This window comes from uncultured Caballeronia sp. (assembly GCF_964243625.1).
Taxonomy (GTDB): domain Bacteria; phylum Pseudomonadota; class Gammaproteobacteria; order Burkholderiales; family Burkholderiaceae; genus Caballeronia.
On the sequence record NZ_CAXTGZ010000546.1, the window covers coordinates 1 to 4,060 of the forward strand.

The window sequence follows — 4,060 nt, forward strand, 5'->3', positions numbered from 1 at the left end:
AGGACTGGCACGCAACCTCGAATCCTGTCGTAGAAGCCGAACATCACGCGCCCGCGTGCGGCGTGCGTCATCGCCCACCATTGTTTCTGCGCGCGCTGTGCAGCATCCGCGGCGATATCGACGATGGCCGCGCCGCCATCCTTGTACGAAAGGCTCGGCTTGCCGGTGGCGGCATCGTAGAGCTGGATCAGTTCGCCCGTTCCTTCTATGAGTTCACCGCCAACATACGATCCGATCGTCTTTGCATTCGGGAAGAAATGCGCGAAGGCGGCCAACAGGTTTTCTGCTGCGTTGTCATCCATTTTGATTCTCCGGAATTCGCTTACTTTGGTTCGATGAATTGCACGATGCGATTGAAGTCCTCCGCATCGCCGATGGTCTTTTCGCTTTCCGCCCACAAGCGCCCTGCTTCCACGGCGACCGGTGCATCGATGTCCTGTGCGCGCAGCAAGTCCATCGCGAGGCGCACGTCCTTGCGCATCAGTTTCATGGTGAAACCGGAATCGAACGTGTCGGTGAAGATCCACGTGGGATAGTTCGTGAGCGTCGCGCTGTTGCGGCCCGAACCGCCGTTGAGCGCTTCGACCAGCTTCTCCGGATCCACGCCGGCGGCCTTTGCCGCGCGCACCGCTTCACTCGTTGCGAGCAGATGCACGCCCGTCAGCAGGTTGTTGATGATCTTCGTGACGTGCCCCGCGCCGACCGGGCCGACATGCACGCGCTTCGCGCTCATCACGGCGAGGATCGGTTCGACCGCCGCGACGTCCTGTTCCGAACCGCCGAGAACCATGGTCATGGTCGCGGTTGCCGCGCCTTTCGGACCGCCGCTCACGGGACCATCGACGAAACCGATCTTCAGCTCCGCCAACGCAGCCGCGACCTTGCGCGTGCTGTTCGGCTCGGCAGTAGTTGTATCGACAACGATAAGCCCCGCCTTTCCGTGCGCGGCAATTCCGCCTTCACCGAGTACGACCGCTTCCACGATCGCCGATGTCGGCAGCGACAAGACCAGCACATCCGCGTCCCGCGTGATGTCGGCAATGGACGCACGCGGCGAGACGCCCTCGGCTTCGAGCGCGGCCGCGACACCGGGCGCCGCATCGAATCCAAGCACGGCATAACCGCCGCGCTTGAGCGAAAGCGCCATGCCGCGCCCCATGTTCCCCAATCCCACCACACCAACCGTCTGCATAAATCCCCTCCATCGCGAATACGCCCCGGCCGGAGAGAAAAGGTCTGTCCGTCGTCGAGCGTGTTTGGAAGGCTTATCTTCGGTCGGCAAGACCCTATAATCAATCAGCGCCAATATTGATATCGTTCTGATTTTTAGAACACTCACCCTCGAAGCGCGCGCTGGAAAACCACGCCATGGCCGACAACCTGACCGAAAGCAGAATCGTCTATTTTTTCGAGGCGGTCCGATGCGGCACGATCCGCGCCGCCGCCGACTGGCTCGACGTAGCGCCTTCGGCCGTGAGCCGGCAAATCGGCTTGCTGGAGACGGAACTGGACGCGGCATTGCTCGAGCGGCACGCACGCGGCGTGCGGCCCACGGAGGCCGGCCAGATCCTGATCGAATACTTCCGCGAGCAACTCGCGCACAAGGACGACCTGATCTCGCGTCTGCAGGAATTGCGCGGGTTGAGAACAGGAACGGTCGGTGTCGTGCTCGGAGAAGGTTTTGTTTCCGACGTCCTGGCCGGACCCATGCAGCATTTCTGCAGGCTTTACCCCGGGATCAAGATCAACCTCGATCTCGGCAGCACGAACGACGTCATGCGCAGAATCTCCGAAGACGAAGGCGAGATCGGACTGGTTTATAACCCGCCGGGCGAACCCAAGATCGTGTCGCGCGCGATCAAGCAGCAACCGATGATGGCCATCGTTAATCCGAAGTTCATTCGTTCCAGCAAGCAGAAAACCATGAGCGTCAAAGAGCTGGCGGGTTATCCGTTGGCGGCAACACATGCGACCTACGGCACGCGGCAGATGCTCCAGGCCGTCGAATTCGCGGAAAAGGTCAGGCTCGATCCCGTTGTCACGACCAACTCCATCAACATCCTCAAGCAGTTCGCAAAATCAAACCTGGGTCTCGCTGTCCTGCCTGCGTTCGCCGTGACGACCGAACTCGCAGCGGGCGAACTGCTAGCCATTGAAATCGATCATCCAATACTGAAGCAGGCCGAAGCGCACCTGGTCACGCGTGCAGGAAGGAAGTTGTCGGTGGCATCGAACAAGATGCTCCAATTGATGTCCTCGCAAATGAGAGCGTTTCGTTAAGCGAAGGTCGCGGTTGTTGATCGATCTAAAATGAGTATCCAGGGCACCGAGCTTAGTTCTTATGTCCTTCATTAACTCAGTCAAAACGATTCAACATGGTCACCAAGCTCGACACTACAAAGACCAACGCAATGCTTCGAAGATGCAGCACGATGTGCGGCATCTTCATTGCGACCATGCTTCTATTGCAGCCATATGGCGCCCTCGCCGCGGATCCCAACGCTAATTCGAACAGCGCGCCAACGCTCAAGGGAAAGCGGATCGGCATCAGCGTGGCCGGCACGGAACACTACTGGGACTTGAAGGCGTACCAGGGACAAATCGATGAAGTGAAACGGCTTGGCGGCACGCCCATTCCCATGGACGCGGGCCGCGAAGACAGCAGGCAAGTCGAGCAGTTGCAGGCGCTGACCGGGCAGAAGCCTGATGCGATCATCGAACAGCTTGGTTCGGCCGCGCTGCTCGAACCGTACCTCAAGAAGATTCGCGAGGCAGGCATTCCGCTTTTCACCGTCGATACCGCCAGTCCGTCGAGCATCAACGTCACGACATCGGATAACTTTTATATTGGCGAGCAACTGGCGTTGAAGCTCGCCAACGATCTTCGCGGTGAAGGAAAGATCATGGTGTTCAACGGCTTCTATAACACGCCGGTCGATGCCATCCGCTACGAGATGCTGCGCGCTGTGCTGAGGTGGTATCCGAAGATCACGATCATCGAGCCCGAGTTGCACGAAGTCATTCCGAATACGGTGGAAAACGCACGTCAGCAGGTTGCGAGGCTGCTTGAAAAGTACCCGAAGGGAACCGTGCAGGCGATCTGGGCCGCATGGGACGGGCCGCAAGTAGGCGCCACGCAAGCAGTGGATGCAGCGCACCGCAGTGAGATCCGGACCTATGGCGTGGATGGAAGTCCCGAAGCAGTCGCGCTCGTGAAGGACGCGCGTTCAAGCGCAGCGGCCGTGGTCGCACAACAGCCTTACTTGATCGGCAAGACGGCTGTCGACAACGTCGCACGGTATCTTGCGGGCGATCGCACGATACCGCCCGCGACATACGTGCCTTCGATTCTCGTCAGCAAGGAGAACGCGGCGCAAGCGCAGAAGATGCTGGGGCAGGACAAGGCGAAGTGAGCAATGCAACCCGTTCCAGTGAACGTTGCATCACCCATGAAATTCATCCGTCGAACTTGACCAGGTCCTTGAAGATCAGTTGACCCCAGCTATTTCCGCGCGCCTGCACAAGCAGTCCACCTTCCGAAAGGCCGCCAAGTTTGATCGGCGAGAAACCGAGATTTTCCGCAACCGTACCAATCTTCGCTGCTGCGCCGTCATCGTCGCTCGCCAGGAACACGACTCTCCTGCCACCCTTTACGGCCGGATCCTGGTCAAGGACGGCCGCGCCCAGATGATTGAAACCCTTGACCAGTCTTCCGCCAGTGAAGGCCTGCGCGACGGCCCTGGAAGAAGGTTGTCCCCCCAGTTCCTCAGGCGGCACGCCGTAGGCGTTGGTCACATCGACGATGGTCTTGCCCTGCCAGGTGGACAGCGCCTTCGCGACATCCCGGTGCGACTCGAAACGCACAGCCAGGAATACGATGTCCGCCTTGACCGCTTCCTCCAGTTTTTTGGGAATGATCATGGGTCCGATCGCGGCCGCGGCGGATGCAAAGCTTTCCGGGTCGCGCGTGGTTGCAACGGATACTTCGATGCCGCTTCGGGCAAACGCCTTGGCAAGCGCCTGGCCGATCTTGCCGAAGCCGATGATTGCGTAGCTCATA

At 59.5% G+C, this 4,060-nt stretch carries 5 protein-coding genes; 2 read left to right on the plus strand and 3 right to left on the minus strand.

Annotated elements, in window-relative coordinates:
• On the minus strand, positions 1-302 hold a 302-nt coding region (locus tag ACFFAR_RS26685; RefSeq protein ID WP_375508772.1), incomplete at its 3' end, for an aldehyde dehydrogenase family protein.
• Between the two features lie 20 nt (positions 303-322).
• Positions 323-1,192: an NAD(P)-binding domain-containing protein gene (locus ACFFAR_RS26690; RefSeq protein ID WP_174363745.1), complete on the minus strand. Its 870-nt coding sequence runs from the start codon at positions 1,190-1,192 to the stop codon at positions 323-325.
• Between the two features lie 176 nt (positions 1,193-1,368).
• Here ACFFAR_RS26690 and ACFFAR_RS26695 point away from each other — a divergent pair, with 176 nt between their 5' ends.
• Together ACFFAR_RS26695 and ACFFAR_RS26700 are read left to right on the plus strand one after the other, a co-directional pair.
• Positions 1,369-2,280: a LysR substrate-binding domain-containing protein gene (locus ACFFAR_RS26695; protein WP_174363744.1), complete on the plus strand. Its 912-nt coding sequence runs from the start codon at positions 1,369-1,371 to the stop codon at positions 2,278-2,280.
• A gap of 176 nt (positions 2,281-2,456) precedes the next feature.
• Positions 2,457-3,413, plus strand: coding sequence for a sugar ABC transporter substrate-binding protein (locus ACFFAR_RS26700; protein WP_375508773.1), 957 nt, complete (start codon positions 2,457-2,459; stop codon positions 3,411-3,413).
• 43 nt (positions 3,414-3,456) lie between these two features.
• Here ACFFAR_RS26700 and ACFFAR_RS26705 read toward each other — a convergent pair whose 3' ends face one another.
• Entirely contained in the window at positions 3,457-4,059 is a 603-nt protein-coding gene (locus ACFFAR_RS26705; RefSeq protein ID WP_174363743.1) for an NAD(P)-binding domain-containing protein, read from the minus strand.
• Between the last annotated feature and the right edge of the window lies 1 nt (position 4,060).

Excerpts from the sequence above, each read along its gene's own strand:
- ACFFAR_RS26700 (WP_375508773.1), top strand. The coding sequence starts at position 2,457 with ATGCTTCTATTGCAGCCATATGGCGCCCTCGCCGCGGATCCCAACGCT.
- ACFFAR_RS26690 (WP_174363745.1), bottom strand. The coding sequence starts at position 1,192 with ATGCAGACGGTTGGTGTGGTGGGATTGGGGAACATGGGGCGCGGCATG.
- ACFFAR_RS26695 (WP_174363744.1), top strand. The coding sequence starts at position 1,369 with ATGGCCGACAACCTGACCGAAAGCAGAATCGTCTATTTTTTCGAGGCG.
- ACFFAR_RS26705 (WP_174363743.1), bottom strand. The coding sequence starts at position 4,059 with ATGAGCTACGCAATCATCGGCTTCGGCAAGATCGGCCAGGCGCTTGCC.